This is a genomic window from Agrobacterium tumefaciens (assembly GCF_013337285.1).
GTDB lineage: Bacteria > Pseudomonadota > Alphaproteobacteria > Rhizobiales > Rhizobiaceae > Agrobacterium > Agrobacterium burrii.
Window position 1 is genome coordinate 893,446 of sequence record NZ_SUPW01000001.1, and the last position, 15,793, is coordinate 909,238.

Genomic DNA, 15,793 nt, shown 5'->3' on the forward strand with positions numbered 1-15,793 from the left:
CACAATGTCCAACGCAGTCCACGAGACGGACAGCAAGAATACTGTCGCATCCAAGCCGCCGCTCGATCCCCATCTCAAGGCGCTTGAAAACGAAGCTATTCATATTTTCCGCGAAGTCGCCGCCGAATTCGATAATCCAGTGATGCTCTATTCCATCGGCAAGGATTCATCCGTGCTGCTGCACCTGGCGCGCAAGGCTTTCTTCCCCGGCCGCATTCCCTTCCCGCTGCTGCACGTCAATACCGGCTGGAAGTTCAAGGAAATGATCGAATTCCGCGACAATATCGTTAGGGAATATGATCTCGACCTGATTTCCTACACCAACCCGCGCGGTGCGACTGAGAACGTCACGCCTTTCTCGCATGGATCGGCGCTCTACACCGACATCATGAAGACGGAAGCACTGCGCCAGGCGCTGGATGCCGGCCAGTTCGACGCAGCCTTCGGCGGCGCGCGTCGCGACGAAGAGGCGAGCCGCGCCAAGGAACGCATCTATTCCTTCCGCTCCCCCGACCACAAATGGGACCCGCGCAACCAGCGCCCGGAACTGTGGAACATCTATAACGGCATGGTCCGCAAGGGCGAAAGCGTGCGCGCCTTCCCGCTCTCCAACTGGACCGAAGTGGATATCTGGCGTTACATCGAGGCGGAAAACATTCCGCTGGTGCCGCTTTATTACGCCGCCGAGCGCCCTTACGTGGAGCGCGACGGCATGATGATCCTTGCCGAGGACGAGCGTCTGGAACTGTTGCCCGGCGAAGAAATCCAGCATGGCTCGATCCGCTTCCGCACGCTCGGCTGCTTCCCGCTGACCGGCGCGATCCGTTCCGAGGCGACGACGCTTCAGGAGGTCATCGCCGAACTGGAAATCGCCACCGTTTCCGAACGGCAGGGCCGCGCGATTGACCGCGACCAGTCCGGCTCGATGGAGAAAAAGAAGCGCGAGGGGTATTTCTGATGAGCGCCGCTATCGCCAATACCCCCTCTTCCGCCACCATTCTGCCGTTTGCCGAACATTCGAAGGCGACGCGCGACACACGCCCGCTGCGCCTTATCACCTGCGGCAGCGTCGATGACGGCAAATCGACCCTGATCGGCCGTCTCCTCTGGGATACGAAAGCCGTCAAGGAAGATCAGGCCGCCACGCTGCACCGCGACAGCGGCAAGCAGAACGATCTCGGCCTGCCCGATTTCGCGCTGCTGCTCGACGGTTTGCAGGCGGAGCGCGAACAGGGCATCACCATCGATGTCGCCTATCGTTATTTCGCCACCGACCGGCGTGCCTTCATCGTGGCCGACACCCCCGGCCACGAGCAATATACCCGCAATATGGCGACCGGCGCTTCCACGGCCGATCTCGCCGTGCTTCTGGTGGATGCCCGCACCGGCATTCTGGAACAGACCCGTCGCCACGCCACCATTGCGGCGCTGATGGGCATCCGGCAATTCGTGCTGGCGATCAACAAGATCGACCTGACGAATTACGACAAGGCCGGTTTCGAACTGATCGCCCATGAATTCCGCGAATTCGCCTCCAATCTCGGCATCAAGCAGATCACCGCCATTCCGATGTCGGCGCTGAAGGGCGAAAACGTCGTATTGTCCGGCAAGGCCGCCATGCCGTGGTATGAAGGCCCGACGCTGGTCGAAACGCTGGAACTGGCAACGGTTCGCTCGGCGCAATCGGGCGGCTTCCGCTTCCCCGTGCAGCGTGTGTCGCGTCCCGGCGAAAGTTTTCGCGGTTATCAGGGCACGGTTGCCGGCGGCTCGGTGAAGCCCGGAGACAGCGTCGTCGTCCTGCCATCGGGCATGGTCGCCAATGTCAAGCAGATCGTCACTTTCGATCTGGTGCGCAACGCCGCCGTGGCGGGGGATGCCATCACGCTCGTGCTCGACCGTCAGGTGGACGTCTCGCGCGGCGACATGATCGTCTCCATCGAGGCGCAGCCACAGACGGGTCTTGCCTTCGACGCGCAGATCGTGGCTTTGCAGCCCGGCGGCATCGAGGCCGGAAAGCGCTATTGGCTGAAAAGCGGCAGCCGCCGACAGCGCGTCAGCGTGCAGCCGATCAGCCAGCTGAACCTCAAGGAAGGCGAATGGCAGGCGCATGAAACGTCGCTTTCCATGAACGCCATCGGCAAGGTGCGGCTCTCCTTTGATGAGACGGCGATTTTCGATGCCTATGAACAAAACCGGGCGACCGGTTCCTTCATCCTGATCGACCCCGACACCAACAACACGGTTGCGGGCGGCATGATCACCAGCAAGCGAAGCGTTGGCGCGACGGAAGAAAAGGGTGACCGGGTCATTCTGTCCCTGCCCGCCGATCTTGCCGAAAAGCTGCTGGCGAGCGAGTTGCTGGCCAGACACCGCGACGAGATCGACATTCGCCGCACCGACGTGGCGACCGCCTCAAGGCTGATCAGCGATCTGGACTGAGAAAGTTTGCGATACAAACAAAAAGGCGACCGCAAAACGGTCGCCTTTTTTCGTTGCGGGCCATTGGTGTGAGGCGCCGCTTAAAACACGAACATATAAAGCAGAATGATCACGACGACCGGAACGCCCATAGCCCACAGTGCAATACCCTTCAGCATATTATCCTCCATCGTTGTTGTGAATGGATAACGGCTGAAGCGCGGTTGCGTTCCCTGTGGCTGAGCCGACATTGGCTTCATCGCAGTTGATAACGGCAAATGCATCAGGTTTGCGAAGGCGGGAAAAACCGAGAAGATGGCTCGCCATGGTACCCCGCCACATCGGCGCTGGAGCCTGCGCCGTCACCCATCGCGCAGCCACGACCTTGTCCTCAAGGAAACCCGTGGAACCGCGTTCAGGCCCGGTTAATGGCCGACACGTCACTCTCTCAACCATGGAACTACGAACTCCAGCGCACGTTGGGGTTCGTCATTGGGAGATGAAGATCATGAAAATTTTGACTGCAGCGATCTGTCTGGTTTCGGTCGGCATCCTGAGCGGCTGTGTTGACGACAGAGGATACCGGAGCGGCGGATACTATACGACCGGCGTGTATTACCGCACCTATGACCGCGATCGCCACTACCGTGATTATGATCGTCGCGACTGGCGCGACCGAAGGGATTGGCGTGATCGCCGTGACTGGCGTGGTGACCACCGCTACCGCTGATAATGGTCGACTGGATTAGTCCTATTGCCTCTTACCGGCGTCCGGCCGTTGTTTGCATTTCTCATTCTCGCACTGACGAGAATGAGAAATGCTTGTGCAGTCGCAAATCGACGGAACAACCGTGCGTCGATTCCGAACAGTCGTCGACTGCATACTAGCCGACCGGGGGGCTCAGACGTCGGTTCGGCACGAGACTTTGATTCAGGGATTTTCAGAAAATATCGGGATCAGTTGCAAGCCATCGTAAATACAAGGCTTCAAGCTGGTCGGAGTGAGAGGATTCGAACCTCCGACCCCGTCGTCCCGAACGACGTGCGCTACCAGACTGCGCTACACTCCGTGACCAGCGGCGCTTCTATAGACCAGCCTCCGGCATTCGACAAGCGGCTTATTGCATTTTTTATGACAAGTTTCCTCCCCACAGCGAGGCCGTCTCGCCAACCGCTTGCGGCAAAGGGCGCAGGGCTGAAAAACGTTACAAAAAAGCAATTGTGGCAGGAAATTTTCGTCAAGCCGCATACCTCCCCTGCCCGTCGCCGCCAAATCTGCTAGGGGAACGGAATGACCGGCGGGAAGCCGGACACGGCACAAAGGACATTTCACCATGCTATTTCGCAGCGTAACGCTCGCAGGGCTCGCCATTGCGCTCTCCGCCTGCACGACATCGGAAGGCTCCGTGCCTTCCTTCACCCAGAAGAGCCCCGTTGAAACGCGGTGGGTCGGTCAGTCGGCAGGTATTTTCTTCGCAAAATTCGGCCCGCCGCTGAGCGACACGGAAACCGGCAGCTCGACCGTCTATAACTGGCGCGGCGGTTACAAGAAGGCCACCGTTCCGGCCAGGTTCGAAGAAGGCAAGGACGGCAAGAAGGGTCGCCAGATTTCGCCCGCCCGCACCGCCTCGCTCTCCTGCACGGTGCAGCTCACCGTTTCCAGCAATTATACCATTACCTCCGTGCGCACGGTCTCCGACCGCCCCGGCGTCAATGGCCCCAGCTACTGCGCGGAATTCCTCGCCGCCAACTGAGTTTTCGGCCAGAAAACCGGAACAGAAAGGCTCGCCCAACCGGCGGGCCTTTTCACTTTTTCGGGATTATTGCCATTTTTCCGCAAAAATTTTAGACGCAACGGCTTGGTCCGCCCGATGATGCCCTGCAACGGCTGGATTGCGAGGCTTTTCGCGATATCCGGCTCACAAGACCCTTTCAACCGTTTTAAAGCACCGCCTAATCTTCGCGATCCTGAAAAATGACAATCCGCAAAACCGCGAAATTCGCCGTTGCGACCTTATGTCCCGGCAAAACCCCGGCGAAAGCGCTTGAACTGGAGTGGATAAGTCCGGGTTGTGCCGGTTTGCGCTTTGCTGTAACGGGGGCGGCTGGGAGGAGTGTTTTTAACACAAAACAAGAATCAGGTATGGCCGTGACTCCCATCGATCAAGACAAATCCCAGCTCACTGATCTCTCCCAGGACACTTCCCTTTCCCACGCTTTTCCAATGAACCGCCGTCAGGTTCTGGGCGGCGCGCTTGCCGGGATTGCCGCAGCGGCGCTGCCCTCCTCTCCGCTTCTCGCCAACACGACCGCCAAGAAGGTCGATGTGCTTCTGATCGGCGGCGGCATCATGAGCGCGACGCTCGGTGTGTGGCTGCGCGAACTGGAGCCCACATGGTCGATGCAGATGCTGGAGCGGCTGGATGGTGTGGCGCTTGAAAGCTCCAACGGCTGGAACAATGCCGGCACCGGCCATTCCGCACTGGCGGAACTCAACTACACGCCGGAAGACGACAACGGCAACATCAAGATTTCTCAAGCCGTCAACATCAACGAATCCTTCCAGATTTCCCGGCAGTTCTGGGCCTGGCAAGTGCGCAACGGCGTTTTGAAGAACCCGCGCTCTTTCATCAACCACACGCCGCATATGAGCTTCGTCTGGGGTGATGAGAACATCGCCTATCTGGAAAAGCGCTATCAGGCGCTGAAGGCAAGCCCGCTTTTCGCCGGCATGGAATATTCCAGCGACCCCGAGCAGCTGAAGAAATGGGTGCCGCTGATGATGGAAGGCCGCGATCCTTCCCAGAAGATCGGCGCGACGTGGTCGCCGCTCGGCACCGACATGGAATTCGGCGAAATCACCCGACAATTCGTTTCGCACCTGCAAAGCGACCAGAATTTCGACCTGCAGGTCAATAGCGAGGTTTCCGACATTCAGCGCAATGCCGATGGCAGCTGGCGCGTGACCTACACCAATACGAAGACCGATGCCGAACAGGTGGTGGATGCGAAATTCGTGTTCATTGGCGCCGGTGGCGGCGCGCTGCATCTGTTGCAGATGTCCGGCATTCCGGAAGCCGATGATTATGCCGGCTTCCCGGTGGGCGGCTCGTTCCTCATCAACGACAATCCTGATGTGACGATGCAGCATCTGGCCAAGGCCTATGGCAAGGCCTCGGTCGGCTCGCCACCCATGTCGGTTCCGCATCTCGATACTCGCGTGCTGGGTGGCAAGCGTGTTATCCTGTTCGGGCCTTTCGCCACCTTCTCCACCAAGTTCCTGAAGGAAGGCTCGTATTTCGATCTCGTCTCCTCCGTCACAACAAGCAATGCCTGGCCGATGGTGCGTGTGGGCATCGATGAATATCCACTGGTGGAATATCTCGCCGGCCAGTTGATGATGTCGGATGACGACCGCTTTGCCGCGCTGAAGGAATATTTCCCCAATGCCAAGCAGGGCGAGTGGCGTCTGTGGCAGGCGGGCCAGCGCGTGCAGATCATCAAGCGCGACGAAGAAAAGGGCGGCGTGCTGCGGCTCGGCACCGAAGTCGTCTCCGCACAGGACGGCAGCATCGCCGGCCTGCTCGGCGCTTCGCCGGGTGCCTCGACCGCAGCCCCGATCATGCTCAGCGTCCTGGAAAAGGTCTTCAAGGACAAGGTGGCAACGCCGGAATGGCAGGCCAAGATCCGCCAGATCGTGCCGAGCTACGGCACCAAGCTGAATGACGACCCGGAAAAGGTGCGTGAGGAATGGGCCTACACCGCCGAACACCTGCAGCTGCCGACCCCTCCGCAGATCGATCTTGATGCGCTGAAGGGTGCCGGTGTGGCACCTGCGGGTGCGCCGGTGAAGAAGGTGCCGGATATCGCGCTTTAAGGCATCGTCGCGATTGTTAGATTAGACGCCGCGTGTCTTTGGATGCGCGGCGTTTTTGTTGATGCAGGCCTTTCTCCGCACTCAACGTCCTCCTTGGGCTTGACCCGAGAATCCATTAACTTCAACGGATCGTGGACCTCGGGTCAAGCCCGAGGAGGGCGGAGGACAGGTTTTCGCGCTTAACGTTATAGCAAGCTGGCCATCATCGGATATACCGCCACCGAAATATCTGGCCCCCAAACATACTCGGTGGTAATAATTCCTACCAGATGATGGAGATAGCCGTGGCCAACGTGGAAAAGATCAGCGTCTCGATGACGCCCCAGCACGCCGAAATCTTGCGTGATGCCGTGGAAAGCGGCGCTTATGCCAGCAGCAGCGAAGTCATCCGTGAAGCGATGCGAGACTGGTCTGCAAAATGGCTCCAGCGACGCGACGACATCGCCAAGCTGCGCGCGTTGTGGGCTGAGGGCAAAGCCAGTGGCAGTTCAACCGAAGTGGATTTTGACGAGGCGCTGAATGAAGCGCGTGCAGAACTGGCTTCGTTGAAAAATCGTGACCATTAAGCTTGTCTGGACACCCCGCGCACGCGGCGATGTGAAGAAAATCTATCTCGATATTGGCAAATCACAGCCTCTTGCCGCAGAGCGGTATTTCGCTCGGTTCCGCGCCAAGGCGGTGAGTCTGGTCGACCATCCCCATCTTGGCGAACGCCATCCGGAAATTTTTCCGTCTGCCCGTATGCTCGTCGAAGCACCTTATGTCATTCTCTACGAAACCGTGCCGGATACCGATGACGGCGAAATATATTCCGTGGAAATCGTTCGCGTGATCGATGGTCGCCGAGACCTGCGAACATTGTTCTGACTTTGGAATGGATGGCTGGGGCGCCAGGATTCGAACCTGGGAATGCCGGTACCAAAAACCGGTGCCTTACCGCTTGGCGACGCCCCAACAGGGCAGCGAAAGCGAAACGCTGCTGCCTGAACCGCGCCTGATTAGCAAAGCCTGCCCGGCGCGGCAATGACCCGGCGACCAATTTTTTCACAAAACCCAAGCTTTTTGGATGCTGCGCCGCAGACGGCATGATAGGGCTTGGCGATTGTGCGGCGGGCGCCGTCGGCACTGGCGGCATGGCATTCATTCAGGAGGTCTTGATGGCGGACCCGGCATTCGATCTCGATTTCAAGCCGGCCTATGGCGAGGCGGTTCCTGTCGCCCCGCTGATCCAGCGCCTCACCGTCAACAATCCTTCCGCCTTTACCTTCCATGGCACCAATTCCTATATCGTCGGCGACCGTTCCGTCGCCGTCATCGATCCCGGCCCGGAGGATGAGGCGCATTTTCAGGCGCTGATGACGGCGCTTGACGGCCGCGAGGTGACCCACATCTTCGTCAGCCACACCCATCGCGATCACTCGCCGCTTGCCCGGCGGTTGAAGGAAGCCACGGGGGCGACAACGGTGGCGGAAGGTCCGCACCGCGCCGCCCGGCCGCTCTATGCGGGTGAAACCAACCCATTTGCCGAAAGCTCCGATATGGCTTTCGTGCCTGATATTGCGCTTGGCGACGGGCAGAGCCTTTCCGGCGATGGCTGGACGCTGACTGCCCTGCACACGCCGGGCCACACCGCCAACCACGCCGCCTTTGCGCTTGATGGCAGCGGCATCGTCTTTTCCGCCGATCATGTCATGGCCTGGGCCACCACCATCGTCGCACCGCCGGATGGGGCGATGAGCGATTACATGGCCTCGCTGGAACGGCTGCTGACCCGCGACGACCGGCTGTTCCTGCCCGGCCATGGCGGGCCGGTCACCGACCCCGCCGCCTTCATGCGCGGGCTGCGCGCCCACCGCCGCATGCGGGAAAAGGCGGTGCTAAAGCGTATCCGCGAGGGTGACCGGTTGATCGCCGAGATGGTGAAGGTGATCTATGCCAGCACCGACAAGCGCCTGCATGGCGCCGCGGCCCTTTCCGTGCTGGCGCATATCGAAGATTTGATCGAGAAGGGTGAGGTACAGACCGAGGGTGCGCCTTCGCTGCTGGGCGAATATTTTCCGGCTTAACGGATATTTCTGGCGCTCGACATCAAGGCTTGCTCTGGCCTCGCCACTCGCTCGCCCATTGATGGGGGTGAGCGGAAGCCGTTTGTTTCTTCTCCCCGCCGGGGAGAAGGTCGCGGCAGCGGGATGAGGGGGCAAGGGTGGTGAGATACGGCAACGTTGCCCCCTCATCCGACCCTTCGGGCCACCTTCTCCCCGGCGGGGAGAAGAAACAAGCGGCGACGCCACTGCCACACAATCAAGACGACCCGCAGCACCTCTGCTTCATTCACCCAAAACGTCTCAGTTGTCGTTCAACCCCTGCATTTCCGCATCCAGCGCATCGAGATAGGCCTCCGCGATCGCAGCCCCCATGCCGAGATCGTGCGGGGCGTAACGAGAGGCCACGCGGATATCGACGATGGTGGTTTCCGCCTCTTCCTTGAGGCGGATGAGGATATCGAAACGCAGGCCCCAGATGCGGGTGCGCGTTTCGCCCTGCATCAGCACCACGCCGCTGCCGTTAAAGAAGGTGGGCTGCGGCGCCTCGGCCGGGCGGGCCATGGGGACTGGCACGATGGAGGGCAGGTCTTCCACCGGCCCCTCTTCGCCGGGCGGCGTCTTGTCCTGTTCGGGAACGCCGACGGAGGGCGGCTCCACCGCACCGATGACACCTCTGGTATGGGTGATGCGGATATTCTGGGCGGCGGCCATCTTCTTGGCGGCGGCATAGATACGGTCTATCGCGCCTTCATAACGGCGTCCGGCGAGGCTGGCATAGGCGATGGCCTGCGCATCACGGTCTTGTTTCGCAACCGTGGCGGGCCTTGCCAGCCATTGCTGGTTCGCGACCGGTGCCACCAGCCATTCCGGCACGTCGGTCAGATCCGTGGAGATGTCGTAAATCTTCGGCTGCTGCCAATAAAGATATGCGCCGTACCCGACCACACCGAGCGGCAGGGCCGATAGAAGCAGGGCGGCAAGCGCCGAAAGCCCGCCCCGCGCGCCCTTTGTCCACAGCCGCTCAAGGCCGATCAGCGCCAGAAGCACCGCCGTGAGCGCGATGCCGGCGGCAATCATCAGCAACCCCACAAGGTCAGGTGTCGTCAGTGGCCCGAAACGGTGGATACCGGCGGCAATCAGAAATAGCGCCAGCGCCACTAGCCCGAGATAGCGGGAAAGATAGGCTGCAACCGAAAAAGGCCGGACGAAACGCACAGTCATGGAAGCGGATATCCGTAAGATCGCATTGGCGTAAAAGCGTTGCACCCGAAATCTGGCAAGGGAATCACCTGCATATGATGTCATAGACCGGATTTGCGGCGAGGAAAACAAAGGAGGGAGCCGATCTGCGGGTAAAGCGTGCTCACAACCTCCGAAGACCTCTCTTCCGTGAAGCCGGACATGATCCACTGCTGTCCGGTTTAAATTTCCGGGCAGGATGCAGTCCCTTGCAATGACTGCGAATTCTCTCGGCATCATCCTCGGCCTTGTGCCGAGGATGATGCCGTTGAATAAAATCAATACGTTGCAGATCTTGGGGACACGCCCGAGGATGACGATGACTGAGTGGCATGCCCTGCCTTCCCATCTAACGACGCTGATCTTCTTTCGTGTCCGGTTCGAGACGATACGGCCAAAAATATAATAGAAACCACGACCTGTGCCTTCTTCGAAAATTTAATCCGGACAGTAGTGGACATGGTTTGGGGGGACGCACACTCCTGCCAAATGCAGACGCTCTCCGGGCCTCCGGTATCGCTCCGACGGGCCGAGAGGCCACGGCAACAAGAAATCGGAATATTTTTCCGCATGAGTGGCGCTTAGGAGAATAATTCCCCGACAATGCAACAAATACGCAAGCTCATCCCTTAATTGCTGAGGAAATCGGCGTATCCTCGGCGACCTCCCTCGAGAATGCGTGTAAAAAGTGCAACATTCTCGTTTTCTTGCACAATAAAGAGACAAGCCATGTCACAGGCAACGACGCCCGCCCGCTCATCCGGGCCTAAACCCTTTTATCGCAATTTCGGCTTTCAGGTTCTGAGCGCCATGGTCATCGGCCTGCTGCTCGGGCTCGTTGCGCGCAACATCGGTCCCGATGCCGCCGGCAGCCCGAATGGGCTTTCGGTAACGCTGCAGACCATCGGCAGCATTTTCGTGCAGCTGCTGCGCGCGCTGGTACCGCCGCTGATCTTCACGGCCATCGTCGCTTCCATCGCCAATCTCAAGAACCTTTCCAATGCGGCAAAGCTGGTATGGCAGACGCTCTTGTGGTTCGCCATCACGGCGCTCATCGCCGTGGTCATCGGCATCGTGCTCGGCCTCGTCATTCAGCCGGGTGTCAACACGGCGATTGCCAATACGGCAGCGGCAGCCCCCTCCTCCACCGGTTCGTGGCTGGACTTCCTCAAGGGCCTGGTTCCTGCCAACGTCTTCGGCCTCGAAGCGTCTACCAAAATCAACAACGGTTCCGGCAGCACTTCGCTGAACTTCAACGTTCTGCAGCTGCTCGTGGTATCGATTGCCTTTGGCGTTGCGGCGCTGAAAGCAGGCAAGGCGGCGGAGCCGTTCCTCGCTTTCAACCAGTCGCTGCTCGCCATCGTGCGTAAAATCCTGTGGTGGGTCATCCGCCTCACGCCCATCGGCACAATCGGCCTGCTCGGTCGCGCGGTTGACCAATATGGCTGGACGACGCTTTCGCAGCTCGGCTGGTATGCGGCTGCCGTTTATATCGGTCTGGCGCTGGTGCTTTTCGTGGTCTATCCGGCGCTGCTTCTGGCCCATGGCCTGAAGCCGTCACGCTTCTTTGCGGGCGCATGGCCGGCCATCCAGCTCGCCTTCGTTTCGCGCTCCTCCATCGGCACCCTGCCCGTTACCGAGACCGTGACGGAAAAGAGCCTCGGCGTGCCGCGCGAATATGCCGCCTTCGCCGTGCCGCTGGGCGCCACCACCAAGATGGACGGTTGCGCCGCCATCTACCCGGCGATTTCGGCGATCTTCATCGCACAGTTCTTCCAGGTGCCGCTCGGCATTCAGGAATATGTGCTGATTGTTTTCGTCTCGGTGCTCGGTTCGGCTGCAACAGCGGGTCTCACAGGTGCTGTGGTAATGCTGACGCTGACGCTTTCCACGCTCGGACTGCCGCTCGAAGGCGTGGGCCTGCTGCTTGCCATCGACCCGATCCTCGACATGGGCCGCACGGCGGTCAACGTCGCCGGTCAGGCGCTGGTGCCGACGCTTGTTGCCAAGCGTGAGGGCATTCTGGATGAAGCTGTTTATAACAACGCCAAGGACATCGACGCGCTCGATGACCGGGAGGCAGTGGCGGCCTGATTGACGTAACGGGGAGGTGGCTACCAGTGCACGTCCTTTGGATCAACACCACCGTTGATTTAAATCATCTTGGTGATGTCACCATGATCGCAGCCGCCGGCAATAAAAAGCTGGGCGGCTGTGATCATATGGCGGTCATCTATCGTAAAACCTTTGCGCAATTCGTTTAGCGTTGTGTGAGACACTGCAATCCGATCCAATAGGCAGGCGAACGATTTCCAAAAGTGGCAAGCGGTGCTGCTGTTATATTCGGATGAACAGAAATTCGCTTAGGTAATGCTTCCTATGTCCGTTAGTTTCAGCAAACATGATCCGGCTCTTACTATTCGCCGCATTCTCAAGGTCAATCACGCTGGCGAGTTCGGTGCAATTCGTATCTATGGGGCACAGATCTGGATGGCGCTTCGGCTGTTTCCCGATATCGTGCCGGCTCTTCGTGAAATGCAAGACGACGAAATCGATCATTGCCGCCAGTTCCGGGAAGCCATGTCCTCCAGAAATGCCAAGCCCTGTCGTGTGATGGCATTTTGGAGCCTTGGAGGTTACCTGCTTGGCTTTCTGACCGCCCTTGGCGGACGTAACATGGTCTGGATCTGCACCGAGGCCGTTGAAAGCACCGTTCATCGCCATCTGGAAGACCAATTGGCCTTTTTGCAGAAGAGAGATCCTGAGCTTCATCAGCTTATTGCCTCGATTCAAGAACAGGAGTTGGCTCATCTGCGGGAGGCCGAAAAAAACCAGACGACGCGCGGCTTGGGCCGCAGGCTGCTTCTGCCGGTTATTGGCTTTCTCACCGACCTGATGATCTGGCTTTCGACATGGGGGGACTCAAAGCGGTTGCACGCTGAAATGGGAAACTCCAAGCAGGCTTGACACTGAGACTCAAGCTATTGATCGTCCTGGATTTCTTTTACGGTGCAGACGCGCCGTGGTTGGATGCCGGATTTGGTTCGGGATGGTGGAGGGAAGTTTTCAATGCAACTTTCCACCCCAACGCGGCTTTTCCCCGTATGAAAACAAGCGTATCAATCGCGGCAATAAAACAGCCGCCCGGTTACGCTTTTCAAGGGAGAAACAAGATGCGCGTTTCCATCGTCCTCGGTTCGCTTGCCGCCATGCTGGCGCTGACCGCCTGCCAGACGCTGACGCCGGAAGAGCGGCGGGCGCGGGATGAGGCGACGTGCCGGGGTTATGGTTTTCGCACCGGCACCGACCAGATGGCCGGATGCCTGCTCGACCTCGATCTCGATCGCCGTGCTGACAACCGCGCCTGGCAGGCGCAGATGAACCGCGACATGTTCTACCGGCCGGTCGTGGTCGAGCGTCAGATCATCGTCCGACAGAACCCCTGATGGGGATGAAGGCGACGTTGCTTGCCGCCTTGCCTTTATCCGCCTTTGCAGCAAGCGTTGCCTGCGCGGCGGCTAGGCGGGCGATGGGCACGCGGAAGGGCGAGCAGGACACGTAGTCGAGATCGGCATCTTCGCAGAAATGGATCGAGGCCGGATCGCCGCCATGTTCGCCGCAAATGCCGAGCTTCAGTTCCGGCCGCGTCTGGCGGCCGCGCTCGGCGGCGATGCGGATCAACTCCCCCACACCGTCGAAATCGAGCGAAATGAACGGGTCACGTTCGATGATGCCCTTGCGCTGATAGGTGTTGATGAAGCGCGCCGCATCGTCGCGGGAAATGCCGAAGGTCGTCTGCGTCAAATCGTTGGTGCCGAAGGAGAAGAACTCCGCGGCTTCCGCAATCACATGGGCACGAAGGGCCGCACGCGGCAGTTCGATCATGGTGCCGGTCAGATATTCGAGTTCCATGCCGGTCTCTTCCGCCACGGCGGCAGCGACGCGATCGATAACCTCGGTGACATAATCCAGCTCTGAGCGCAGGCCGACCAGCGGCACCATGATCTCAGGCACGACAGGCGCGCCGGTGATACGCGCCGCCTCAACGGCGGCTTCAAAAATGGCGCGCGCCTGCATTTCGGCGATCTCCGGATAGGAAATCGCCAGACGGCAGCCGCGATGGCCGAGCATGGGGTTAAATTCGTGCAGCGCATCCAGCCGCTGGCGAAACACCGTCTGCGGCATGCCCATGGCGGCCGCCACCTCGACGATCTCGCCATCGGTCTTCGGCAGGAATTCATGCAGCGGCGGGTCGAGCAGGCGGATCGTCACCGGCAGGCCGTGCATGATCTGGAACAGTTCGGTGAAATCCGAGCGCTGCATCGGCAAAAGCTGGTCGAGCGCCGCCCGCCTGCCCTTTTCGCTTTCGGCAAGGATCATTTCGCGCATCACATGGATGCGATCGCCTTCGAAGAACATATGTTCGGTGCGGCACAGGCCAATGCCTTCGGCACCGAAGGCGCGGGCGGCGCGGGCGTCGGCAGGGGTGTCTGCATTGGTACGTACCGTCATGCGGCGCAGATTGTCAGCCCAGATCATCAGCTTACCGAAATCGCCTGACAGTTCCGGTTGCGTCATCGGCACTTCGCCCTTCAGCACACGGCCGGAAGAGCCATCGATGGTGATGATATCGCCGCGCTTGAGCATGCAGCCGACGCCAATCAGCACCTTGTTGCGCATGTCGACGCGCATGGAACCCGCACCGGTGACGCAGGGGATGCCCATGCCGCGCGCCACCACGGCGGCGTGGCTGGTCATGCCGCCGCGCGTGGTCAGAATACCTTCGGCGGCATGCATGCCATGAATATCTTCCGGGCTGGTTTCGATGCGCACCAGAATGACGCGGCGGCCTTCAGCTTCCGCCGCAACAGCCTCTTCCGAGGTGAAGACAATCTCGCCGGTCGCCGCGCCCGGAGAGGCCGGCAGGCCGGAACCGATGATGGGGCGGGAAATGCCCGGATCAATTGTCGGGTGCAACAGCTGGTCGAGCGAGGACGGCTCGATGCGGCAAACGGCCTCCTCCTGCGAAATCAGCCCTGCTTCCACCATATCGACGGCAATCTTCATGGCGGCGCGGGTGGTGCGCTTGCCGGAACGGGTCTGCAACATCCAGAGCGTGCCGCGCTCGATGGTGAATTCCAGATCCTGCATGTCGCGATAATGGTTTTCCAGCCGCTTGCAGATGGCCAGGAATTCAATGAACGCCTCCGGCATCAGCTTTTCCATGGAGGGCTTGTCGGAACCCGACGCCAGCCGCGCGGCCTCGGTGATCGACTGTGGCGTGCGGATGCCCGCGACCACGTCTTCACCCTGCGCATTGACGAGGAATTCGCCGTAAAGCTCCGCCTCGCCGGTGGAAGGATTGCGGGTGAAGGCGACGCCGGTTGCCGAAGACGAGCCGAGATTGCCGAAGACCATGGCCTGAACGTTGACCGCCGTACCCCAATCACCCGGAATATTGTGCAGATGCCGATAGGTCACGGCGCGGTGGTTGGTCCAGCTGGCGAAGACCGCGCCGATGGCCCCCCAGAGCTGGACATGACAGTCCTGCGGGAAGGCTTCGCCCAGCTCATCCTCGATCAGCTTTTTATAAAGCTGGACGACGTGCTGCCATTCGACCGCCGACATATCGGTATCATATTCATGGCCGAGCCGGCCTTTTTCATCCTCGAGGATTTCCTCGAACAGTTCATGATCGAGGCCCATGACGACATCGGCATACATCTGGATGAAGCGGCGGTAGCTGTCCCAGGCAAAACGGGCGTCGCCGGCATCGTGGCCCAGCGCCTCGACCGTGCGGTCATTGAGACCGAGATTGAGAACGGTGTCCATCATGCCGGGCATGGAGGCGCGCGCGCCGGAGCGGACGGAGAGAAGCAGCGGCGACTGGCTGCCGCCGAAGGTCTTTCCGGTCACGCTTTCCATGCCGTGCAGGCCAGCCATGACCTGTAACTTCAGGTCTTCTGGAAGATCACGGCCGTTCTTGTGATAAAGGGCGCAGGCATCTGTAATGATGGTAAGGCCGGGGGGAACGGGTAGGCCGAGACTTGCCATTTCGGCAAGGTTCGCGCCCTTGCCGCCCAATATTGCAACGTCACCTGCCCTGCCTTCGGCGACACCATTGCCGAAGGTATAAACCCATTTTTTCATTCCACGCTCTCCACCCAGAAGCGTTGTCATTTTTCTATCATCTACAGCATTGCCAGCATGTTGG

The 15,793-nt window shown here is 59.7% G+C and carries 14 protein-coding genes and 2 tRNA genes; 12 read left to right on the forward strand and 4 right to left on the reverse strand.

Annotated elements, in window-relative coordinates:
* Nucleotides 1-4: 4 nt before the first annotated feature.
* The 3 genes from cysD to FCH38_RS04395 all read left to right on the forward strand — a co-directional run bounded on the left by cysD (nt 5) and on the right by FCH38_RS04395 (nt 3,148).
* The gene (cysD, locus tag FCH38_RS04385; protein ID WP_174372947.1) at nt 5-958 is read left to right on the forward strand and encodes a sulfate adenylyltransferase subunit CysD; all 954 of its coding nucleotides are present in this window, start codon (nt 5-7) and stop codon (nt 956-958) included.
* Nucleotides 958-2,439, forward strand: coding sequence for a sulfate adenylyltransferase subunit CysN (cysN, locus tag FCH38_RS04390; RefSeq protein WP_174372948.1), 1,482 nt, complete (start codon nt 958-960; stop codon nt 2,437-2,439). The genes cysD and cysN overlap by 1 nt, the downstream gene beginning before the upstream one ends.
* 487 nt (nt 2,440-2,926) lie before the next feature.
* Nucleotides 2,927-3,148, forward strand: coding sequence for a hypothetical protein (locus FCH38_RS04395; protein WP_142839283.1), 222 nt, complete (start codon nt 2,927-2,929; stop codon nt 3,146-3,148).
* Between the two features lie 263 nt (nt 3,149-3,411).
* Here the strand turns inward: FCH38_RS04395 and FCH38_RS04400 are convergent.
* Nucleotides 3,412-3,488, reverse strand: a tRNA-Pro gene (locus FCH38_RS04400).
* A 264-nt stretch (nt 3,489-3,752) separates the two neighbouring features.
* On the opposite strand from FCH38_RS04400, the gene FCH38_RS04405 reads away from it, so the two are divergent.
* From FCH38_RS04405 to FCH38_RS04420, 4 genes are all read left to right on the forward strand, one after another.
* Nucleotides 3,753-4,172, forward strand: coding sequence for a hypothetical protein (locus FCH38_RS04405; protein WP_174372949.1), 420 nt, complete (start codon nt 3,753-3,755; stop codon nt 4,170-4,172).
* 389 nt (nt 4,173-4,561) lie between these two features.
* The gene (gene mqo / locus FCH38_RS04410) at nt 4,562-6,295 is read left to right on the forward strand and encodes a malate dehydrogenase (quinone) (protein WP_174372950.1); all 1,734 of its coding nucleotides are present in this window, start codon (nt 4,562-4,564) and stop codon (nt 6,293-6,295) included.
* Between the two features lie 284 nt (nt 6,296-6,579).
* On the forward strand, nt 6,580-6,861 hold the full coding sequence (locus tag FCH38_RS04415) for a type II toxin-antitoxin system ParD family antitoxin (protein WP_149898766.1): 282 nt from the start codon (nt 6,580-6,582) through the stop codon (nt 6,859-6,861).
* Complete coding sequence (locus FCH38_RS04420; protein ID WP_174372951.1) at nt 6,851-7,162, forward strand: type II toxin-antitoxin system RelE/ParE family toxin; 312 nt, start codon at nt 6,851-6,853, stop codon at nt 7,160-7,162. Before FCH38_RS04415 ends, FCH38_RS04420 begins: the two co-directional genes overlap by 11 nt.
* Before the next feature lie 12 nt (nt 7,163-7,174).
* On the opposite strand, the gene FCH38_RS04425 is transcribed toward FCH38_RS04420, so the two are convergent.
* Nucleotides 7,175-7,249 (reverse strand) — tRNA-Gln (locus FCH38_RS04425).
* A gap of 203 nt (nt 7,250-7,452) precedes the next feature.
* Between FCH38_RS04425 and FCH38_RS04430 the strand changes: the two genes are divergently transcribed.
* On the forward strand, nt 7,453-8,361 hold the full coding sequence (locus tag FCH38_RS04430) for an MBL fold metallo-hydrolase (RefSeq protein WP_174372952.1): 909 nt from the start codon (nt 7,453-7,455) through the stop codon (nt 8,359-8,361).
* A gap of 279 nt (nt 8,362-8,640) precedes the next feature.
* Here FCH38_RS04430 and FCH38_RS04435 read toward each other — a convergent pair whose 3' ends face one another.
* Nucleotides 8,641-9,561 carry a DUF1499 domain-containing protein gene (locus FCH38_RS04435; protein ID WP_149898763.1) on the reverse strand — a complete coding sequence of 307 codons (921 nt, stop codon included), beginning with the start codon at nt 9,559-9,561 and terminating at the stop codon, nt 8,641-8,643.
* 747 nt (nt 9,562-10,308) lie between these two features.
* Between FCH38_RS04435 and FCH38_RS04440 the strand changes: the two genes are divergently transcribed.
* The 4 genes from FCH38_RS04440 to FCH38_RS04455 all read left to right on the forward strand — a co-directional run bounded on the left by FCH38_RS04440 (nt 10,309) and on the right by FCH38_RS04455 (nt 13,025).
* Nucleotides 10,309-11,673, forward strand: coding sequence for a dicarboxylate/amino acid:cation symporter (locus FCH38_RS04440; protein WP_174372953.1), 1,365 nt, complete (start codon nt 10,309-10,311; stop codon nt 11,671-11,673).
* 26 nt (nt 11,674-11,699) lie between these two features.
* Nucleotides 11,700-11,843, forward strand: coding sequence for a hypothetical protein (locus tag FCH38_RS04445; RefSeq protein WP_174372954.1), 144 nt, complete (start codon nt 11,700-11,702; stop codon nt 11,841-11,843).
* A gap of 106 nt (nt 11,844-11,949) precedes the next feature.
* Nucleotides 11,950-12,546 carry a demethoxyubiquinone hydroxylase family protein gene (locus FCH38_RS04450; RefSeq protein WP_174372955.1) on the forward strand — a complete coding sequence of 199 codons (597 nt, stop codon included), beginning with the start codon at nt 11,950-11,952 and terminating at the stop codon, nt 12,544-12,546.
* 206 nt (nt 12,547-12,752) lie between these two features.
* Nucleotides 12,753-13,025 carry a hypothetical protein gene (locus tag FCH38_RS04455; RefSeq protein WP_149898760.1) on the forward strand — a complete coding sequence of 91 codons (273 nt, stop codon included), beginning with the start codon at nt 12,753-12,755 and terminating at the stop codon, nt 13,023-13,025.
* Here FCH38_RS04455 and ppdK read toward each other — a convergent pair.
* Nucleotides 13,003-15,729: a pyruvate, phosphate dikinase gene (gene ppdK, locus FCH38_RS04460; protein ID WP_174372956.1), complete on the reverse strand. Its 2,727-nt coding sequence runs from the start codon at nt 15,727-15,729 to the stop codon at nt 13,003-13,005. The two genes, FCH38_RS04455 and ppdK, sit on opposite strands and share 23 nt — an antisense overlap.
* Nucleotides 15,730-15,793: the final 64 nt, after the last annotated feature.